Source organism: Herbaspirillum sp. NPDC087042, from assembly GCF_044745245.1.
Taxonomy (GTDB): domain Bacteria; phylum Pseudomonadota; class Gammaproteobacteria; order Burkholderiales; family Burkholderiaceae_D; genus Herbaspirillum.
In genome coordinates, this window is record NZ_JBIUZW010000020.1 from 58,926 (window position 1) to 76,548 (window position 17,623).

Consider the following 17,623-nt stretch of genomic DNA (forward strand, 5'->3'; position numbering starts at 1 on the left):
CGGGACGCCGAAGAATTGCCCGCCTCACGGTAAAATAGCGGGATGTCCACGATTCTTGCCATTGAAACTTCTACCGAGCTCGCATCGGCAGCGCTGCTGCATCACGGCGAGCTCCTGTCGCGCCAGTCGGCCGGTGCCCAGACGCACTCCGATGCCATTCTTCCCATGATCCAGCAACTGCTGGCCGAGGCCGGGCTGGCGCTGTCGCGTTGCGATGCGCTGGCCTTCGGCGTTGGTCCGGGTTCCTTTACCGGCGTGCGTACCGCTTGCGGGGTGGTGCAGGGCCTGGCCTTCGGCATCGACCGGCCGGTGGTGCCGGTGGTGACGCTGGCAGCAGCGGCCCAGGCCGTGCGCGCGCAGGTGCCGCAGGCCAGCGAAGTGCTGGCCATCCTGGATGCCCGCATGGGCGAAGTCTATTGGGCGCGCTATCGCGCCCGCGCCGACGGTGCCTGGGATGTGCTGGCCGAGCCGGCCCTGTCGGCCGCTGCCGAGGTGCGTGCCGAGGGTCATCCGCTGGCCTGTGGCAACGGACTGACGGTCTATGCCAGTGATTTCACGGCGGAGTTCTGCGCCAGCCAGTTCGCGGCCACCTATCCCGAATGCATGCCGCATGCACGTCACGTCGCCACGCTGGGGCAGGTCTATTTTGCCCAGGGCCAGGCGCTGCCGGCAGAGCAGGCGCAACCGTTCTACCTGCGCAACAAGGTCGCCCTGACCACGGCGGAGCGCGAATTGCGTGACGCGGCCAAGGGCGCGGCATGAATACCCTGGTCCTGCCGGCGCGGGAAGTCATCCACGCCGGCTATGGCACCCTGCAGTTCGCCGCCCTGGCACAGGCCGATCTGGATGCCGTGGTCGAGATCGAAGAGGCCGTCTACTCGCATCCCTGGACGCGCGGCAATTTCCAGGATTCGCTCTATAGCGGCTACCAGGCCCAGACCCTGCGTGATGCGGGCGGGCAGTTGCTGGGGTATTTCCTGGTCATGCTGGCCGTGGATGAGGCGCACTTGCTCAATATCAGCGTGGCCCAGGTCCATCAGCACAAGGGACTGGGCCGGCTGCTGCTGGACCAGGCCACCGCCGTGGCGCGCCAGCACCATATGCAGACCATGTTGCTGGAAGTGCGCGAGTCCAATGCGCATGCGGCCAAGGTCTATCGCCACTATGGATTTGCCGAGATCGGCCGGCGCAAGAACTACTATCCCGCTGCCAACCAGTCCCGTGAAGGGGCCATCGTCATGAGCATGCCGTTATGAGTGAAGAATTGAAACAGGAAGGCGGCTTCGGCTCCTCGCTGGCCCTGCTCGATGCCCTGGGCATCGGCCCGGTGTGGGTGCGGCGCGAGCTGGCCGTGGAAGAGGTCGTGGCTGCGGCCACGATCGAGAACAGTGTGGTCGAGGTTGTCGAGTCCCAGCCGGCAGTGGCCAGCGTGAACGAGCCAGTCACTCAGGCCGCACCGGCGGCAGCCACCTTGCCTGCTCCCGCACCGACACCCCGGCCCGCTGCGGCTCCGGTGGCTGTACCGCCGCGCCGCACCGCACCGATCGAGGACGACGGTGGCCCGCCGTCCTGGCTGGACGAGATGGATTTCGCGGCCTCCATGGAGACTATGCCCATCCCCGACAGCGAGGACGAAGACGAAGCCCTGGCGGTCGATCCCGTCATCGCCCGGGTGGCGGCCATGGATTGGCCGGCCCTGAAGCAGCAGGTGGCTGATTGCCGCCGCTGCGGGCTGTGTCAGGGGCGCAAGAACACGGTCTTTGGCGTTGGCGACGAGAAGGCCAAATGGCTCTTCATCGGCGAAGGCCCGGGCCGCAACGAGGACATGCAGGGCGAGCCCTTTGTCGGTCCGGCCGGCAAGCTGCTCGACAACATGCTCGCCGCCATGGGCGTCAAGCGGGGCGACAACGCCTATATCGCCAATATCGTCAAATGCCGTCCGACCGACGAGAACGGTCGCGATCGTCCGCCGTCGCCCCAGGAAGTGGCGGCCTGCCTGCCTTATCTGCAGCGCCAGATCGCCCTGATTCAGCCTACCGTGCTGGTCGCACTGGGCAAGACTGCGGCCCTCGCGCTGCTGGGACTGGATCCGAGCACGCCGGTGTCGCGCCTGCGCGGCACGGTGCATCGCTACCAGGATCTGCCGCTGGTGGTGACCTATCACCCGGCCTATCTGCTGCGTACGCTCAATGACAAGAGCAAGGCATGGGCTGATCTCTGCCTGGCGATGAGCACTTACCAGGCGCAGCCGCGCTGAGAACATGACGCACGACACTGGCGGCGGGCCTGCGGCCATTCCTGAGAGTCACCAGGTGCGCTTCCATCGGCGCTGGCCAGCACTGCGCGACCCGCATGTGCGCGCGCTAGCCTGGCTGCTCTACGCGCCAGACCTGATGGCCGCAGACGCGCCGTGCTGGGAAGGACGCATTGCCACACTGGGGGCGATCTCGCCAGAGGTGGCAGGCTGGCTGCACGACCTGCAAGAGGATCCCGTCCTTCATGCGGCGCTGCAGGCGCATCTGGCACACAATCCGTCGGCCCGGCTGGGGCGTTATGCGGAGAAATTGCTGGGCTTCTACCTGCAGCAGCAGGGCTGGCTGGTGGCCGCCAATCTGCAGGTGCGCAACAACCAGGGGGTGACGCGCGAGACGCTGGGCGAATTCGATTTCCTGGTGCATCCGCCCGAAAGTGCGGACGATACCAGCCTGGTGCACTGGGAGTTCGCTACCAAGTTCTATCTGCTGGAGCCCAGGTCAGCCGATGACGCCAATGACGCCGATGCCTTCGTCGGCCCCAACCTGGCCGATTCGCTGGGTCGCAAGATGCGCAAGATCATGCAGCAGCAATTGCAGCTCTCGCACCATCCGGCGGCTGCGGCGGTGCTGCCGGCCCCGGTGACCTGGGCCGGGGCGCTGGTGAAGGGCTGGTTGTTCTATCGTCAGGGCATGCAGATGGCGTTACCCGCCTCCATGGGGATTGCCGGCGATCATTGCCGGGGTTTCTGGTGCGACGCCCAGGGCCTGCGGGAGCAGCACCAGCCAGAAGACCGCTACCTGATCCTGCCGCGCCTGGCCTGGCTGGCTCCCGCCCGGGAGCCAGTGGGGCGGGGCCTGGCGCTCGATGAATTGCTGGGCAAGCTGGAGCCGGGTTTCCTGGTCGATGAGAGTCCGGTGATGGTGGCGCGTTGCAGGATCGAGCCAGGCGTGGAGGCGGAATTGATCGAGACCGATCGCGGCTTCATCGTGCCACCGGGGTGGGAGCAACGTGCCGCGTCAAGCGTGCGGCACGCAGTCATTGGTGTTTGAGCGCTCCGGCCCGGACCCGTGCAGTGCTCAGTGGTGGGGATGCTTGTCCTCGCCGATCAGCGCCAGCGAGTCATGCTCGCGCTGGTTGGCGGCGTGGCGGCGCATGATCAGCAGCATGATCCCGGCCACGAAGGAGCCGAAGATGACGATCACGGTATTCACATCCAGGTTCATGCGCACCATGAAGGCATACAGCACCAGCATGGTCAGCACCGAGAGGTTTTCATTGAAGTTCTGTACCGCGATCGAATGGCCGGCGCTCATGAGCACGTGGCCGCGGTGCTGGAGCAGGGCGTTCATCGGTACCACGAAATAACCCGACAGCGCACCGATGATCACCAGCAGCGGATAGGCCACCCAGACCGAGGTGGTGGTGGTCATCAGCATCACCACGATGCCCATGACGATGCCCAGTGGCATCACCGACAGCGATTTCTTCAGCGGCACGAAGCGGGCGGCACCCATGGCCCCCAACGCCACACCTACGGCCACGATGCCTTGCAGGATGGCGGCCTTGTCCAGCGGCATGTGCAGCGACTTCTCGGCCCACTTCAGCACGATGAACTGCAGGGTCGCGCCGGCGCCCCAGAAGAGCGTGGTCACCGCCAGCGAGATCTGGCCCAGCTTGTCTTTCCAGAGGGTGGTGAAGCAGCCAGCGAAATCGACGATCAGGCGGATGGGATTGCGTTGCTGGTGTTCGTAGCGGGCGCCGGTATCGGGGATGCTGATGTTGAACAGCGCGGCGATGATGTAGATGACAGAAATGATGCAGAGGGCGGCTTCGGTAGGGGTGTCGACCGGCAGGTCGAAGAGCGGGAAGTCGAAGCTGAGGATGACCGAGGACACATGCGGATTGACCAGCGCCCCACCCAGGACCGTGCCCATGATGATGGAGCCGACGGTGAGCCCCTCGATCCAGCCATTGGCCGCCACCAGTTTCTCGGGGGGGAGCAATTCGGTCAGGATGCCGTACTTGGCCGGCGAGTAGGCCGCTGCACCGAAGCCCACCACGGCATAGGCCAGCAGGGGGTGGACGGTGAAGAACATCATCGCGCATCCGACGATCTTGATCATGTTGGTGATCAACATGACCTTGCCCTTCGGGAAGGCGTCGGCGAAGGCGCCCACGAAGGCCGCCAGCAGCACATAGGAAAGCACGAAGAACAGCTTCAGCAGCGGCGTCATCCACGCTGGCGAATGCATTTCGGCAAGAAGGGCGATGGCAGCAATCAGCAGCGCATTATCGGCGAGCGACGAAAAGAACTGCGCCGCCATGATGGTATAGAAACCGCGATTCATCCCTGTCCAAGATGTATAACAAATGATGTCCGGCTAGCTTTATACCATGAAACCATCGGCGCTCCGCGATATTAGTCAAACCGTGAAGATGTTCGTCCGGTAAAATGCCCGCTTGTTCCCCGCTGGGCAAAAACTTCCGGGCGAACCTCGGCAGGCTGGCCCGTGGTGGCGCGGCTGGTCGCGGTGCGCTTTGCCTGATCCGCCCATCGCCTTCAACGCCACTGGACATCATGCCAAGACCGATCGTCGCCTCCATCAGCATTTCCGCACTTCAACACAATCTCGCCGTCGCCCGCGCCCATGCGCCCAAGGCCCGCGCCTGGGCCGTGGTCAAGGCCAATGGCTATGGCCATGGACTGGAGCGCGCCATGCGCGGCTTTGCCGACGCCGACGGGCTGGCGCTGATCGAGCCCGACTATGCGGTACGCCTGCGCGAGCTGGGCTGGACCAAGCCCATCCTGCTGCTGGAAGGTTTCTTCGATGCCGATGACCTGCCGGTGCTGGCGCGTCACGATATCCAGTTTGCCATCCATTGCGAGGAGCAGATCGCCTGGCTGGAAGCTTTCGCCACCGATGCTGCACTGCATGTGCATCTGAAGATGAATAGCGGCATGAACCGCCTGGGCTTCAAGCCCGATGCCTATCGCGCCGCCTACGAGCGGGTACGCCGCATCGCCAGCGTGCGCAGCATCACCATGATGACCCACTTCGCCAATGCCGACGATGCCGGTAATCCCTTGCTGCCGCTGGCGGAGCAGGTGCGGCGCTTCCAGGCCGGTACGCAGGGCCTGGAGGGCGCGCGCAGCCTGTGCAACTCGGCCGGCGACCTGCTCCATGCCGAGCTGGCGCATGACTGGGTGCGTCCCGGTGTGATGCTGTATGGCGGCACGCCCGGTGGCGGCACGGCGGCCGATTTCGGCCTGCGCGCGGCGATGACACTGGAAAGCCGCATCATCGGTGTCCAGGAGGTGCCGCCCGGCGAGGCGATCGGCTATGGCAGCCGCTTCGTGGCCGACAAGCCGATGAAGGTGGGCGTGGTGGCCTGCGGCTATGCCGACGGCTACCCGCGCCACGCACCCAATGGCACGCCGGTGCTGGTCGATGGTGTCAAGACCGGCACCGTGGGGCGGGTGTCGATGGACATGCTGGCGGTGGACCTGACCGATGTGCCGGGTGCGGCCGTGGGCAGCCATGTCGAGTTGTGGGGTAGCAAGCTGCCCATCGACGAGGTGGCCTTTGCGGCCGGCACCATCGGCTATGAAATGATGTGCGCGCTGGCGCCCCGGGTGGCGGTGCGCGAAGTTGAATGAGTTTGACTGCTGCAAGTGAAGTCAATCGATAAGGAATAGCAAGGCGACGATGGCGAAGGTCAAGACCAATTACACCTGCACCGAATGTGGTGGCGTCAGCAACAAGTGGGCCGGCCAGTGTCCGGCATGCGGGCAGTGGAATACCCTGGTGGAGACGCTGGTGGAGACCGGTGGCGGCAACCGCTATTCGGCGCAGCCGCAAGGGCTGGCGCAGACGGCGCCAGTGCTGAGCCTGGCCGATATCGAAGCCATCGACGTGCCGCGCTTCGGCACCGGCATCGAGGAATTCGACCGCGTGCTGGGCGGTGGCCTGGTGCCTGGCGGCGTGGCCCTGATCGGCGGTGACCCGGGTATCGGCAAGTCGACCTTGCTGCTGCAGGCGCTGGCCAATATCTCCAGGCTCAAGAAGGTGCTGTATGTGAGCGGCGAAGAGTCCGGCGCGCAGATTGCCCTGCGCGCCAAGCGGCTGGCCGTGGATGCGCGCGAGCTACAACTGCAGGCCGAGATCCAGCTGGAGAAGATCCTGGCCACGCTGGCCGAGCACAAGCCCGAAGTGGCGGTGATCGACTCCATCCAGACCATCTATTCCGATGCACTGACCTCGGCCCCCGGATCGGTCGCCCAGGTGCGCGAATGTGCCGCGCAATTGACGCGCGTGGCCAAGACCTCCGGCATCACCATCATCATGGTCGGCCACGTGACCAAGGAAGGCGCGCTGGCCGGTCCCCGCGTGCTGGAGCACATCGTCGATACGGTGCTCTACTTCGAGGGCGATACCCATTCCAGCTACCGCCTGGTGCGGGCCTTCAAGAACCGCTTTGGTGCCGTCAACGAGCTGGGCGTGTTTGCCATGACCGAGAAGGGCCTGAAGGGGGTCTCCAACCCGTCGGCGCTGTTCCTGTCGCAGCATGAGAACCAGGTGCCGGGTTCCTGCGTGATGGTGACCCAGGAGGGCACGCGCCCGCTGCTGGTCGAGATCCAGGCGCTGGTGGATAGCTCGCACGTACCCAATGCGCGCCGGCTGTCGGTCGGCCTGGAGCAGAACCGGCTGGCCATGCTGCTGGCGGTGCTGCATCGCCATGCTGGCATTGCCGCTTTCGATCAGGATGTCTTCATCAACGCGGTGGGTGGCGTCAAGATCACCGAGCCGGCCGCTGACCTGGCGGTGTTGATGGCCATTAACTCTTCCATGCGCAACAAGCCCCTGCCGCGCGGGCTGGTGGTCTTCGGCGAAGTCGGCCTGGCCGGCGAGATCCGTCCCGCACCTCGTGGACAGGAGCGCCTGCGCGAGGCTGCCAAGCTGGGCTTCTCGATTGCCGTCATTCCCAAGGCCAATGCGCCCAAGCAGGCCATCGAGGGCCTCAGGGTGATTGCCGTGGAACGCATTGACGACGCCTTGCAAAAGGCGCGCGAGATCGACGACTACGCCAGCTGAGGTCCGAACTGGCGCCGGGGCCGTTCAGCCCGGTACATGGAAGGTCACGATGACCTGGTTGATCTCGCCCTTGACCGGCCCCTCGATGAGGGGGCCGCTTCCCTTGACACGATAGTAGAGCTGGAACGGCCGGGTGGCATCACGGCCATTGAAGAAGTCGGTGCTGCCGGTACTGGCCTCGGTGACCGACCAGCAGCTGCCGGCATCCTGCCAGCACAGCCAGGCCTCGAAGCCGGCCGGCTTGCGTGCCAGGCCATAGCGCCAGCTCACCTGGCTGATGGTGGAGCCGGGTGGTACATGGCCGACGACCTGGAATTGCGTGATGTAGTCGGTGTTCTTGGCGCGGATGTCGGCCCCTGCCACGTCGGAGGCATAGGCGGCGGTCGGGCCGTGATGCGGGACGGTTGGCGTCACCGGTGGTGGTGCGGCCGGCGTGACCGGCGAGAGGATCACGATCGGCCGGCGCGTATCGGTGCCGCCTTGCGGCAGGCTCAGGTTGCGGTCGGCGTAGCTCTGCGCCGCGGCCATCCCCGGCAGGACGCTGATGCCTAGCAGGCCCAGCATGGCCAGGAGGCGCCGCTCACGCATGACGGCGGTGATTCTGCAGTGGCAGGGTGATCTGCACCAGCAGGCCGCCATGGGTTTCTTCATGGCCCTTGAGGAGCAGCTTGCCGTTGTGTCGCAACACGATGCGATTGACGATGGCCAGTCCCAGTCCCGAACCATTGGCTTGCCCGCGCGCGGCATCGAGGCGGGTGAAGGGGCGCAGCAGCCGCTCGCATTCGCTGTCGGGCACCCCGGGGCCATGGTCGCCCACTTCCACCACCACCTGATGTCCTTCGATGCGGCTGCGCACGTCGATCTCGGCGCAGTCGGTGCCGGGCGTCTTGCCGTAGCGGCGGGCGTTTTCGATCAGGTTGCTGAAGACCCGCGCCAGTTCGGTGCCGTTGCCGGCCACGTCGGTGTCGGGGGCGATGCGGGTGGTGATCTTCACGTCCGCCTGGCGGCCCAGCTGGTTGCTGACGTCGGCCAGCAGGCCGGCGAGGTCGATGCTGGCCAGGCTGCTGGCATCGAAGGGCTTGGCGTAGTCGAGGAACTGGCCAATGATGCTGTCCATCTGGGCCAGGTCGGAATGCATGCCGTCCCGCGATTCGTCGGAGAGATTGGCCATCTCGACCTCCAGCTGCATGCGCGCCAGCGGCGTGCGCAGGTCGTGCGAGATACCGGCCAGGATCAGCGCGCGATCGGATTCCACGCGGTTGAGGTCGGCCACCATCTGGTTGAAGCTGCGATTGGCCTCTTCGATCTCGGTGGGGCCGGATTCAGGCAAGGGCTCCGGCTGGCGGCCCTTGGCGATGGCCCGCGCGGCGGCGGTCAGGCGGGCCAGCGGCTGGTTGATCAGGGTGGAGATGAATACCGCGCCGATCAGCGAGAGGAACAGGGCGATCGAACCCCAGCCCAGCCATTGCAGGCTGGAGGTACGGTCCAGGCGGCCCCGGTCGAGCATCAGCCAGTACTGGTCGTCGTCGATGTTGAAACTGATCCAGAAACCTTCCACCTCGTTGACGCTGGAGGCGAACAGGGTGTTCTCGTCCAGCGACTGGCGTACGTAGTACTCCAGTTCCGGCACGATGGGGGAATCCTCGGGAGGGACGATGCGGTCGCTCTTCTCCAGCGGGTAGATACGGATGCCCTCGTTGCTGGCCAGGTCGAACAGCAGCTCACGCCGCATCTCCGGTGCGGAGTGCGTCAGGGCGGCGCGGGTGATGGTGACCACCGAGACGATCTGGGCGGCCAGCTGTTCGGCGCGCGGACCGCGCTCGACCATGCGGAAACTGGCCACCCAGGCCACCATGCTGGCCGTGATCAGGAAGGTCAGGAGGAAGAAGGTGCGCCAGAACAGGCCGTTGCTAAACCATCCTGATTGGGGTCGGACTTTCATCGGCAAGCGGCCTGCAGGTCAGGGGTGAAGCGGGAGATCAGCGCGGTTTCCCTTCCGGGATGAAGACGTAGCCCAGGCCCCAGACGGTCTGGATGTACAGCGGATTGGCCGGGTCCGGCTCGATCAGCTTGCGCAGGCGCGAGATCTGCACGTCCAGGCTGCGGTCGAAGACTTCGTATTCGCGGCCGCGCGCCATTTCCATCAGCTTTTCACGCGACAGCGGCTGGCGGGCATTGCGGGCAAATACCTTCAGTACCGAGAATTCGCCAGTGGTCAGGGAGATGGTCTCGCCGCTCTTCTTCAGGGTGCGGGTACCCAGGTCCAGGATGAAGTCGCCGAACTCGAAGGTTTCCGGGGTCTCGGAGGGCGCACCCGGCAGTTCATCCGGGCCCTTGCGGCGCAGCACCGCGTTGATGCGTGCCACCAGTTCACGGGGATTGAAGGGCTTGGGCAGGTAATCGTCGGCACCCATTTCCAGGCCGATGATGCGGTCCACGTCCTCGCCCTTGGCGGTGAGCATGATGATGGGGGTCTGGTCGCCAGCGCCACGCAGGCGGCGGCAGATCGCCAGGCCATCTTCGCCGGGCAGCATCAGGTCCAGCACCAGCAGGTCATAGCGCTCGCGGATCCAGAGCTTGTTCATGGCCTGGGCATTTTCGGCCGTGACCACGTTGAAACCCTGTTCGGTCAGGTAGCGGCGCAGCAGGTCGCGCAGGCGGATATCGTCATCCACCACCAACACTTTGAATTGATTGGCGGATGTTGTCGTATTAGTATTGTTGCCGGTAGTCGTATTCATGATGCCTATGGTAGCGTCTTGGCGATTTTGAGCAAGTCGGGGCTGTCGATCCATTACAAACTGTTACATACCTTACCTTAATCATCTTATACCATCGCGGCCTGCGGCCTACACTGGAATCACCTCGGGAAACTCATGGCAAGAGAACTTCCCGGTTACCGATTCTCTGTCTCTGGAAATAATCGCTTTATGAAGATTGCAGTCGTCAACAAGCTATGTCTGGTCGCGATGCTGGCGCTCGGCGTGGGCTCCGCGTTGGCGGGTCCGCCGCAGGGCGGTCGGCCGATGCCCGGCCAGCAGGGCGGCGACTTCAGGCCCCGTGGCGGCGATTTCAGCGGCCAGGAGCAGCGCAGCCAGATGGCCAGTGAGCAGGAGCAGCGCCGCAACGGCAAGTTGAGTGCCGATGAACGACGCGAACTGCGACGCCAGATCAACGAGGTCGGACAGGACATCTACCGCGTCAAGCGTTGACGCCAACCACCCCGAATAAATTCCCGTCCTGGCCCCGCCAGGTCAAAAAACGAAGAAGCCCGGATGCCGATGCACCCGGGCTTCTTCGTTTTGCGGGCATGGGGCGCCGACGCTCCTCAGATCTGGTGCGCCCGCCCCAGCTTCTTCTCCAGCCGATGCTGCAAGGCTTCGAAGCACAGGCTGAGCATCCAGTAGATGCCGGCCGCCGCCACATACAGCGGCAAGGGGCGGAAGGTGACGGCGATCACTTCCTTGGTCGCCAGCATCAGTTCGGTCACGGTGATGACCGAGACCAGCGAGGTGTCCTTGATCAGGCTGATGAGGGTATTGCTCATCGAGGGCACGGCAATGCGCACGGCCTGCGGCACGATGATATGGCGCAGCGTCTGGAAGTAGGTCAGGCCGATGCTGTAGGCGGCATTCCATTGGCCACGGGTCACGCCCAGGATGGCGCCGCGCAGGCTTTCCGACAGGTAGGCACCGGCGTTGAGGCTCAGCGTCAACACGCCGGCGGTCAGCGGCGAGAATTCGATGCCCAGGCCCGGCAAGCCGTAGTACACCACGAAGATCTGCACCAGCAGCGGCGTGCCGCGCATCATGCTGACATACACCGCGGCCGGCCAGTGGATGGGGCGCCATGGCACGATGCGGGCCACCGCCAGCACGAATCCCAGCACCAGGCCGCCGACCATCGAGGCCAGCGCAAACAGCAGGGTGTAGCCGACGCCCTTGGCCAGCGTTGGCGCGGCTTGCTGTAGCAGTTCCAGGATTTCCATAAGCATTCGATATAAAAAATTATCCCCGCGATGCGGGGATAAGTCGGTCCGCCCGACGGGAATCGGGCGGGGTGGAGCGCAACGACCAGCGCGCCTTATTGTGCTTTCGGCGGCTGGCTCACGTCAATGCCAAACCACTTCTCGGAGGCGGCCTTGAAGCTGCCATCGGCCTTGATATCGGCCAGGGCCTTGTTCAGCGCTGCCTTGAACTCCGGGTTGCCCTTGCGCAAGGGGATGCCGATCTTGTCGACGGTACCCACCGGGCTGCCCGCCTTCAGCGGCAGGTTGGTGGACTTGAGGATGTAGCCCACCAGCAAGCTGTCATTCAAGGCGGCGTCGATGCGACCTGCGGCCAGGTCGGCCAGGTATTCGGGCGAACCGGGATAGGTGCGCACGTCGATGCCCTGCACGGCCTTGGCCTTCTGTTCGAAGTTGGTGCCCTGGCCCAGGCCGAGCTTCTTGCCCTTGAGGTCGTCCAGGGTCTTGAACTGGCGGGTCTCATCCTTGCGCACGATCAGCTGGGCGCTGGAGAGCGTGTAGGGATCGGAGAAATCGAAGGCCTTCTGGCGCTCGTCGGTGATGCCGACCTGGTTGATGATGACGTCATACTTGCCTGCACCCAGGCCAGCCAGGATGCCGCTCCACTCGGTGGTGGTGAAGACCGGCTTGACGCCCAGCTTGGCCGCCAGCAGCTTGGCCACATCGACTTCGAAACCGGTCAGCTCGCCGGTCTTGGCATCCTTGAAATTGAACGGCGGGTAGTTGCCCTCCAGCGCCACCTTCAGGGTGCCGCTGCTCTTGACCGATTGCAGCAGGTCCGCCGCCGAGGCCGCCAGGCTGCCCGAGAGCAGTGCCACGCCTACACCGGCCAGCAGCCATTGCTTGATATTCTTGTTCATATGTCGATGTCCTTTCGAATCGTTCGCCGCAACGCTGCAGCCAGGTCGTCATGATGCCCTCGTTTTGCCGAACTGCAAGGGCGGGGTTAAGACAATGATGTAGAAAGCTTATGCCATGCTCCTGCCCGTAGCAGCCGGGTCAGGCCTGCAACTGTTCCAGCGCTTCCTGTTGCTCCAGCCATTCGTTTTCAAGCTGGTCCAGTTCCTTGGTGCAATAGGCCTGATCGGTGATGAGCGTCTTCAGTTCATCCTTGTTGGCGGCATCGTAGATATCCGGGCTGGCCAGGCGGGTGTCGATCTCGCCCTTGCGCAGGTTGAGCTTGGCGATTTGCTCGTCGAGCCGCTTGATACGGGCTTCGATGGGCTTCTTCAGGGCCGACATCTTCTGGCGCTGTTCGGCTTCCAGGCGCTTCTGTTCCTTGCGGTCGACCAGCGAGACCGGTGCGCTCTCGGCCGCCTGGCTGGCGGCAGCAGCAGGCAGCGGGGCGGCGGCAGCGGCATCGTTGCGCGCGGCCAGCTTGGTCTTGAAGAGCCAGTCCTTGTAGTCGTCCAGATCGCCGTCGAAGGGTTGCAACTTGCCCTCGGCCACGATCAGGAACTGGTCGGTGGTGGCGCGCAGCAGGTGGCGATCGTGGGACACCAGCACCAGCGTCCCCTCGAACTGCGCCAGCGCCATGGTCAGGGCTTCGCGGGTTTCCAGGTCGAGGTGGTTGGTCGGTTCATCCAGCAGCAGCAGGTTGGGGCGTTGCCAGACGATCAGGGCCAGCGCCAGTCTTGCCTTTTCGCCGCCCGAGAAGGGTGCGATGGACGAGGTGGCCATGGTGCCGTTGAAGTTGAAGCTGCCCAGGAAGTTGCGCAACTCCTGCTCGCGCACATCCGGCGCCAGCCGCGTCATGTGCCACAGCGGCGATTCGTCGTGGCGCAGCATCTCCACCTGGTGCTGGGCGAAGTAGCCGATCACCAGACCCTTGCCCAGGCGGGCCGTGCCCGACAGCGGATCGATCTCGCCCGCCACCGTCTTGATGAGCGTGGACTTGCCGGCGCCGTTGACGCCCAGCAAGCCGATGCGCTGGCCGTTCTGTAGCGAGAAATCGATGCCATGGACGATGATCTTGTCCTCATCCGGCGCACCGTTCTTGCCCTCGGTGTGGTAACCGGCATTGACCTTCTCCAGCACCAGCAGCGGGTTGGGCGCCGACAAGGGCTCGCGGAATTCGAACGAGAACTCGGCCGCCGCGCGCAGCGGTGCCAGCTCTTCCATCTTGGACAGCGCCTTCATGCGGCTCTGTGCCTGGCGCGCCTTGGTGGCCTTGGCCTTGAAGCGATCGATGAAGGATTGCAGGTGGGCGCGCTGGCGCTGCTGCTTCTCGATCATGCCGGCCATCAGTTCCAGCTGGGCCGAGCGCTGGCGTTCGAAGGCGCTGTAGTTGCCGGAGTAGCGCTTGAGCTTGCGTTCGTCGATATGGACGATCACATTGACCACGCCGTCGAGGAAGTCGCGGTCGTGGGAAATGATCAGCAGCGTGCCGGGATAGCGCTTCAACCAGTCTTCCAGCCAGATGATGGCATCCAGGTCCAGGTGGTTGGTCGGTTCATCCAGCAGCAGCAGGTCCGACGGGCACATCAGCGCCTGCGCCAGGTTCAGGCGCATGCGCCAGCCGCCGGAGAAGCTGGCCACCGGCCGCGCCATCTGTTCCAGCGAGAAACCCAGGCCCAGCAGCAGCTGTTCGGCACGCGAGCGCACCGTATAGGCATCGGCATCGGCCAGGGCCGTGTGCAGCTCGGCGATGAGGTTGCCATCGTGCTTGTCATCGGGCTGCGCTTCGGCGCGCGCCAGTTCGGCTTCCAGCTGGCGAAGATGGACGTCGCCATCGATGGCGTATTCGATGGCGGCACGATCCAGCGCCGGGGTTTCCTGCGCCACGTAGGCCATGCGCCAGCGCGCCGGGAAATCGATATTGCCCAGGTCGGCATGCAGTTCGCCGCGCAGCATGGCGAACAGGCTGGACTTGCCGGCGCCATTGGCGCCGATCAGGCCGATCTTGTCGCCCGGGTTGAGCGTCAGGTCGACATTTTCCAGCAGCGGCTTGACGCCGCGCTGGAGGGAAACTTGCTGGAAACGGATCATCGGTGATTCACAATCGTTGGGACGCGGTAAGGCTCGGCTTCAGGCCAGTTGCAGCTGTTCGGCCGTGACCAGGAACACCATGTCGTCGCCGGCGCTGGTGGTCATCCAGGTCAGTTCCAGCTCGGGGAAGGCCGCCTCGGCGAAGGCGCGCTCATTGCCGATCTCGACCACCAGCACGCCCTCGGGCGTGAGGCGTTCGGCGGCATCGGCGACGATCTTGCGTACCAGGTCCATGCCATCCTCGCCACCGGCCAGCGCCAGTTGTGGCTCGCGCAGGTATTCCTGCGGCAGCTTGGCCATGGAACCGGAGTTCACGTAGGGCGGGTTGCTGATGATCAGGTCGTACTTGCGCGCCGGCAGCTTGCTGTAGAGATCGGACTCGACCAGGGTGATGCGGTCCTGCAGCTGGTACTCGTCCACGTTCTTGCGTGCCACCGCCAGTGCATCGGCAGAGATGTCGACGGCATCGACCTGCGCATTGGGGAAGGCATCGGCCAGCAGGATGGGCAGGCAGCCGGAGCCGGTGCACAGGTCCAGCGCGTGGGTGACGGCGTCCGGATCCTGGATCCAGGGCGCGAAGTGCTGCGGGATCAGTTCGGCGATGAAGGAGCGCGGTACGATCACGCGCTCATCGACGTAGAAGCGATAGGCGCCCAGCCAGGCTTCGTTGGTGATGTAGGCGGCCGGCACGCGGTCCTTGCTGCGGCGTTCGATCACGCGCATGAGCGCGGCGATTTCATCGGGCAAGAGGCGCGCGTCGAGGAAGGGATCGAGCTGGTCCAGCGGCAGCTTCAAGGTGTGCAGGATCAGGTAGGCGGCCTCGTCCAGCGCATTGCTGCTGCCGTGGCCGAAGAACAGCTGCTCGGTGTTGAAGCGGGTCACGGCGTAGCGCAGCAGGTCGCGCACGGTGGAGAAATTGTTGGGTGTCATGGTCGTTCTTTCTGTAGCTGGTAGCTAGTTGCTAGTGGCCGGTCGCGGGATCAGGCCAGCAGGTTTTCCAGCGTCTTGCGGTAGATGTTCTTCAGGGGATCGACGTAGCGCACTTCGATGTGCTCGTCGATCTTGTGGATGCTGTCATTGGGCGGTCCGAACTCGATCACCTGCGGGCAGATCTGGGCGATGAAGCGGCCGTCGGAGGTGCCGCCGGTGGTCGACAGTTCGGTGTCCAGACCGGTCTCGTCCTTGATGGCCCTGGAGAGCGCATCCGACAGATCGCCGCGCGGGGTCAGGAAGGGCAGGCCGCCGACGGTCCACTTCAGGTCGTATTCCAGGCCATGCTTGTCCAGGATGGCGTGTACGCGCTGCTGCAGGCCTTCCACGGTGCTGGCGGTGGAGAAGCGGAAGTTGAAGTCGATCACCACGTCACCGGGGATCACGTTGGAGGCACCGGTGCCGCCATGGATGTTGGAGACCTGCCAGGAAGTCGGCAGGTAGTATTCATTGCCCGCATCCCACTGTTCGGCCACCAGCTCGGCCAGTGCCGGCGCGGCCTGGTGGATGGGGTTGCGCGCCAGTTGCGGATAGGCGATATGGCCCTGGATACCCTTGACGGTCAGCTTGCCCGACATGGTGCCACGGCGGCCGTTCTTGATCATGTCGCCCAGGGTCTTGGCCGAGGTCGGCTCGCCCACGATGCAGTAGTCCAGTTGTTCGCCGCGTGCCTTCAGGGCGTTGCAGACCACCACGGTGCCATCGATGGCCGGGCCTTCTTCATCGCTGGTGATGAGGAAGCCAATCGAGCCCTTGTGATCCGGGTGCGCTGCGGTGAACTCTTCGCAGGCCACTACCATGGCGGCAATCGAGGTCTTCATGTCGGAGGCGCCGCGACCGTACAGGCGGCCATCGCGCAGGGTCGGCTGGAAGGGATGCGACTGCCACTTCTCCAGCGGGCCGGTCGGCACCACGTCGGTATGGCCGGCAAAGACCACCAGCGGCTGGGCCGTTCCCTTGCGCGCCCACAGGTTGGTGACGTCGCCGGACTGGATGGTCTCGCAGACGAAGCCCAGGGGCGCGAGCAATTCCGCCAGCCGGGCCTGGCAACCTTTGTCTTCGGGGGTGACGGAAGAAAGGGACATCAATTCCTGGGTCAGGGCCAGCGTCTTGCTCATGATCATTTCTCGAAAATGTGTTGATACTGATCGGCCTTGAAGCCGACGTGATAGTGCTTGCCATCGAAGAGCACCGGGCGCTTCACCACCGAGGGGTTTTCCACCATCAGTGCCACCGCAGCGGCGTCATCGGTGATGGCGGCCTTGCGCTCGTCCGGCAGGGCGCGCCAGGTGGTTCCCTTGCGATTGACCAACACGTCGCGCTCGACGTCCTTCAACCAGGCTTGTGCCTGGGCGGCGTCCAGGCCGGCCTTCTTGAAATCGTGGAAGTGGAAGGCGATCCCCTGCTCGTCCAGCCACACGCGGGCCTTCTTGACGGTGTCGCAGTTGGGGATGCCGTAGAGGGTGATCTTGTCGCTCATGCTTGTTCTCGCGCTTGTTGTCGCAATCGAGGTCACTAGAACACGACGCCGCGCCGGTGTACGAGACGACCGGCGCGGCGCGTGGTGATGCAGGACTTCAATGAAGCCGCAAGGCGGGATTACTCGCCGCGCAGCAGTTCGTTGATGGAAGTCTTGGAACGGGTTTGCGCATCGACCTTCTTGACGATGATCGCGGCGTACAGGCTGTACTTGCCATCCTTGGAGGGCAGGTTGCCCGGCACCACCACCGAACCTGCCGGCACGCGGCCGTAGTGCACTTCGCCGGTTTCGCGATCATAGATCTTGGTCGATTGGCCGATGTACACGCCCATGGACAGCACCGAGTTTTCTTCGATGATGACGCCTTCGACCACTTCCGAACGGGCACCGATGAAGCAGTTGTCTTCGATGATGACCGGGCCGGCCTGCACCGGTTCCAGCACGCCGCCGATGCCGACGCCGCCGGACAGGTGGACGTTCTTGCCGATCTGGGCAGCCGAGCCGACGGTGGCCCAGGTGTCGACCATCGTGCCTTCATCGACGTAGGCGCCGATGTTGACGTAGGAGGGCATCAGCACCACGTTGCGGCCGATGAAGGAGCCGTGACGGGCCACTGCCGGCGGCACCACGCGGAAGCCACCACGGGCGAAATCTTCGGCGGTGTAGTTGGCGAACTTGGTGGGTACCTTGTCGTAGAACTGCGGGTAGCCGGTGCCAGCCGACATCGGCACGTTGTCTTCCAGGCGGAAGGACAGCAGGATGGCCTTCTTCACCCATTGGTTGACATCC

Annotated in this window: 18 protein-coding genes; 7 read left to right on the top strand and 11 right to left on the bottom strand. The window is 64.4% G+C overall.

Translation table 11 applies throughout. The annotated features are described in order from the left end of the window. Positions 1–42: 42 nt before the first annotated feature. The 4 genes from tsaB to ACIPHN_RS22845 are packed head-to-tail and all read left to right on the top strand — an operon-like array spanning position 43 to position 3,305. Entirely contained in the window at positions 43–762 is a 720-nt protein-coding gene (tsaB, locus tag ACIPHN_RS22830; RefSeq protein WP_400440585.1) for a tRNA (adenosine(37)-N6)-threonylcarbamoyltransferase complex dimerization subunit type 1 TsaB, read from the top strand. After that, the gene (gene rimI, locus ACIPHN_RS22835) at positions 759–1,256 is read left to right on the top strand and encodes a ribosomal protein S18-alanine N-acetyltransferase (RefSeq protein ID WP_400440587.1); all 498 of its coding nucleotides are present in this window, start codon (positions 759–761) and stop codon (positions 1,254–1,256) included. Before tsaB ends, rimI begins: the two co-directional genes overlap by 4 nt. After that, positions 1,253–2,257: a uracil-DNA glycosylase family protein gene (locus ACIPHN_RS22840; protein WP_400440590.1), complete on the top strand. Its 1,005-nt coding sequence runs from the start codon at positions 1,253–1,255 to the stop codon at positions 2,255–2,257. Before rimI ends, ACIPHN_RS22840 begins: the two co-directional genes overlap by 4 nt. A gap of 4 nt (positions 2,258–2,261) precedes the next feature. Then, entirely contained in the window at positions 2,262–3,305 is a 1,044-nt protein-coding gene (locus ACIPHN_RS22845; protein ID WP_400440592.1) for a DUF1853 family protein, read from the top strand. 27 nt (positions 3,306–3,332) lie between these two features. On the opposite strand, the gene lplT is transcribed toward ACIPHN_RS22845, so the two are convergent. Then, positions 3,333–4,604 (bottom strand): lysophospholipid transporter LplT, encoded by a 1,272-nt coding sequence (lplT, locus tag ACIPHN_RS22850; RefSeq protein WP_400440595.1) that lies wholly within the window; start codon positions 4,602–4,604, stop codon positions 3,333–3,335. Between the two features lie 230 nt (positions 4,605–4,834). Between lplT and alr the strand changes: the two genes are divergently transcribed. Both alr and radA read left to right on the top strand, forming a co-directional pair. Next, positions 4,835–5,914, top strand: coding sequence for an alanine racemase (gene alr, locus ACIPHN_RS22855; protein ID WP_400440598.1), 1,080 nt, complete (start codon positions 4,835–4,837; stop codon positions 5,912–5,914). A gap of 49 nt (positions 5,915–5,963) precedes the next feature. Further along, the gene (gene radA, locus ACIPHN_RS22860; RefSeq protein WP_400440601.1) at positions 5,964–7,349 is read left to right on the top strand and encodes a DNA repair protein RadA; all 1,386 of its coding nucleotides are present in this window, start codon (positions 5,964–5,966) and stop codon (positions 7,347–7,349) included. A 24-nt stretch (positions 7,350–7,373) separates the two neighbouring features. Here radA and ACIPHN_RS22865 read toward each other — a convergent pair whose 3' ends face one another. Genes ACIPHN_RS22865 through ompR form a run of 3 tightly spaced genes read right to left on the bottom strand, consistent with a single transcriptional unit; the run spans position 7,374 to position 10,090 of the window. Continuing rightward, complete coding sequence (locus tag ACIPHN_RS22865) at positions 7,374–7,937, bottom strand: flagellar protein FlhE (protein WP_400440604.1); 564 nt, start codon at positions 7,935–7,937, stop codon at positions 7,374–7,376. Next, a complete protein-coding gene (locus tag ACIPHN_RS22870; protein ID WP_400440607.1) occupies positions 7,930–9,291 on the bottom strand; it encodes an ATP-binding protein in 1,362 nt (453 codons plus the stop codon). Before ACIPHN_RS22870 ends, ACIPHN_RS22865 begins: the two co-directional genes overlap by 8 nt. Positions 9,292–9,328: 37 nt before the next feature. Further along, complete coding sequence (gene ompR / locus ACIPHN_RS22875) at positions 9,329–10,090, bottom strand: two-component system response regulator OmpR (protein ID WP_198982082.1); 762 nt, start codon at positions 10,088–10,090, stop codon at positions 9,329–9,331. A gap of 189 nt (positions 10,091–10,279) precedes the next feature. Between ompR and ACIPHN_RS22880 the strand changes: the two genes are divergently transcribed. After that, positions 10,280–10,561 carry a hypothetical protein gene (locus ACIPHN_RS22880; protein ID WP_400440611.1) on the top strand — a complete coding sequence of 94 codons (282 nt, stop codon included), beginning with the start codon at positions 10,280–10,282 and terminating at the stop codon, positions 10,559–10,561. A 116-nt stretch (positions 10,562–10,677) separates the two neighbouring features. On the opposite strand, the gene ACIPHN_RS22885 is transcribed toward ACIPHN_RS22880, so the two are convergent. From ACIPHN_RS22885 to dapD, 7 genes are all read right to left on the bottom strand, one after another. Further along, positions 10,678–11,337 (bottom strand): amino acid ABC transporter permease, encoded by a 660-nt coding sequence (locus ACIPHN_RS22885; protein ID WP_400440614.1) that lies wholly within the window; start codon positions 11,335–11,337, stop codon positions 10,678–10,680. Between the two features lie 95 nt (positions 11,338–11,432). Beyond that, the gene (locus tag ACIPHN_RS22890) at positions 11,433–12,236 is read right to left on the bottom strand and encodes a cystine ABC transporter substrate-binding protein (protein WP_400440616.1); all 804 of its coding nucleotides are present in this window, start codon (positions 12,234–12,236) and stop codon (positions 11,433–11,435) included. 139 nt (positions 12,237–12,375) lie between these two features. Next, positions 12,376–14,364, bottom strand: coding sequence for an ATP-binding cassette domain-containing protein (locus ACIPHN_RS22895; protein ID WP_400440619.1), 1,989 nt, complete (start codon positions 14,362–14,364; stop codon positions 12,376–12,378). A 39-nt stretch (positions 14,365–14,403) separates the two neighbouring features. After that, entirely contained in the window at positions 14,404–15,294 is an 891-nt protein-coding gene (gene prmB / locus ACIPHN_RS22900) for a 50S ribosomal protein L3 N(5)-glutamine methyltransferase (RefSeq protein WP_400440621.1), read from the bottom strand. 50 nt (positions 15,295–15,344) lie between these two features. After that, positions 15,345–16,472, bottom strand: coding sequence for a succinyl-diaminopimelate desuccinylase (dapE, locus tag ACIPHN_RS22905; protein ID WP_400440626.1), 1,128 nt, complete (start codon positions 16,470–16,472; stop codon positions 15,345–15,347). A gap of 2 nt (positions 16,473–16,474) precedes the next feature. Next, positions 16,475–16,834, bottom strand: a complete 360-nt coding sequence (locus ACIPHN_RS22910) for an ArsC family reductase (RefSeq protein ID WP_400440629.1) — start codon at positions 16,832–16,834, stop codon at positions 16,475–16,477. A 119-nt stretch (positions 16,835–16,953) separates the two neighbouring features. Continuing rightward, positions 16,954–17,623: 2,3,4,5-tetrahydropyridine-2,6-dicarboxylate N-succinyltransferase (dapD, locus tag ACIPHN_RS22915; RefSeq protein ID WP_400440632.1), on the bottom strand; the 670-nt coding region annotated here is incomplete at its 5' end.

Excerpts from the sequence above, each read along its gene's own strand:
- ACIPHN_RS22880 (WP_400440611.1), top strand. The coding sequence starts at position 10,280 with ATGAAGATTGCAGTCGTCAACAAGCTATGTCTGGTCGCGATGCTGGCG.
- ACIPHN_RS22895 (WP_400440619.1), bottom strand. The coding sequence starts at position 14,364 with ATGATCCGTTTCCAGCAAGTTTCCCTCCAGCGCGGCGTCAAGCCGCTG.
- ompR (WP_198982082.1), bottom strand. The coding sequence starts at position 10,090 with ATGAATACGACTACCGGCAACAATACTAATACGACAACATCCGCCAAT.
- ACIPHN_RS22910 (WP_400440629.1), bottom strand. The coding sequence starts at position 16,834 with ATGAGCGACAAGATCACCCTCTACGGCATCCCCAACTGCGACACCGTC.
- ACIPHN_RS22865 (WP_400440604.1), bottom strand. The coding sequence starts at position 7,937 with ATGCGTGAGCGGCGCCTCCTGGCCATGCTGGGCCTGCTAGGCATCAGC.
- rimI (WP_400440587.1), top strand. The coding sequence starts at position 759 with ATGAATACCCTGGTCCTGCCGGCGCGGGAAGTCATCCACGCCGGCTAT.
- dapE (WP_400440626.1), bottom strand. The coding sequence starts at position 16,472 with ATGAGCAAGACGCTGGCCCTGACCCAGGAATTGATGTCCCTTTCTTCC.
- alr (WP_400440598.1), top strand. The coding sequence starts at position 4,835 with ATGCCAAGACCGATCGTCGCCTCCATCAGCATTTCCGCACTTCAACAC.
- lplT (WP_400440595.1), bottom strand. The coding sequence starts at position 4,604 with ATGAATCGCGGTTTCTATACCATCATGGCGGCGCAGTTCTTTTCGTCG.
- ACIPHN_RS22890 (WP_400440616.1), bottom strand. The coding sequence starts at position 12,236 with ATGAACAAGAATATCAAGCAATGGCTGCTGGCCGGTGTAGGCGTGGCA.
- ACIPHN_RS22870 (WP_400440607.1), bottom strand. The coding sequence starts at position 9,291 with ATGAAAGTCCGACCCCAATCAGGATGGTTTAGCAACGGCCTGTTCTGG.
- radA (WP_400440601.1), top strand. The coding sequence starts at position 5,964 with ATGGCGAAGGTCAAGACCAATTACACCTGCACCGAATGTGGTGGCGTC.
- ACIPHN_RS22840 (WP_400440590.1), top strand. The coding sequence starts at position 1,253 with ATGAGTGAAGAATTGAAACAGGAAGGCGGCTTCGGCTCCTCGCTGGCC.
- ACIPHN_RS22885 (WP_400440614.1), bottom strand. The coding sequence starts at position 11,337 with ATGGAAATCCTGGAACTGCTACAGCAAGCCGCGCCAACGCTGGCCAAG.
- prmB (WP_400440621.1), bottom strand. The coding sequence starts at position 15,294 with ATGACACCCAACAATTTCTCCACCGTGCGCGACCTGCTGCGCTACGCC.
- ACIPHN_RS22845 (WP_400440592.1), top strand. The coding sequence starts at position 2,262 with ATGACGCACGACACTGGCGGCGGGCCTGCGGCCATTCCTGAGAGTCAC.
- tsaB (WP_400440585.1), top strand. The coding sequence starts at position 43 with ATGTCCACGATTCTTGCCATTGAAACTTCTACCGAGCTCGCATCGGCA.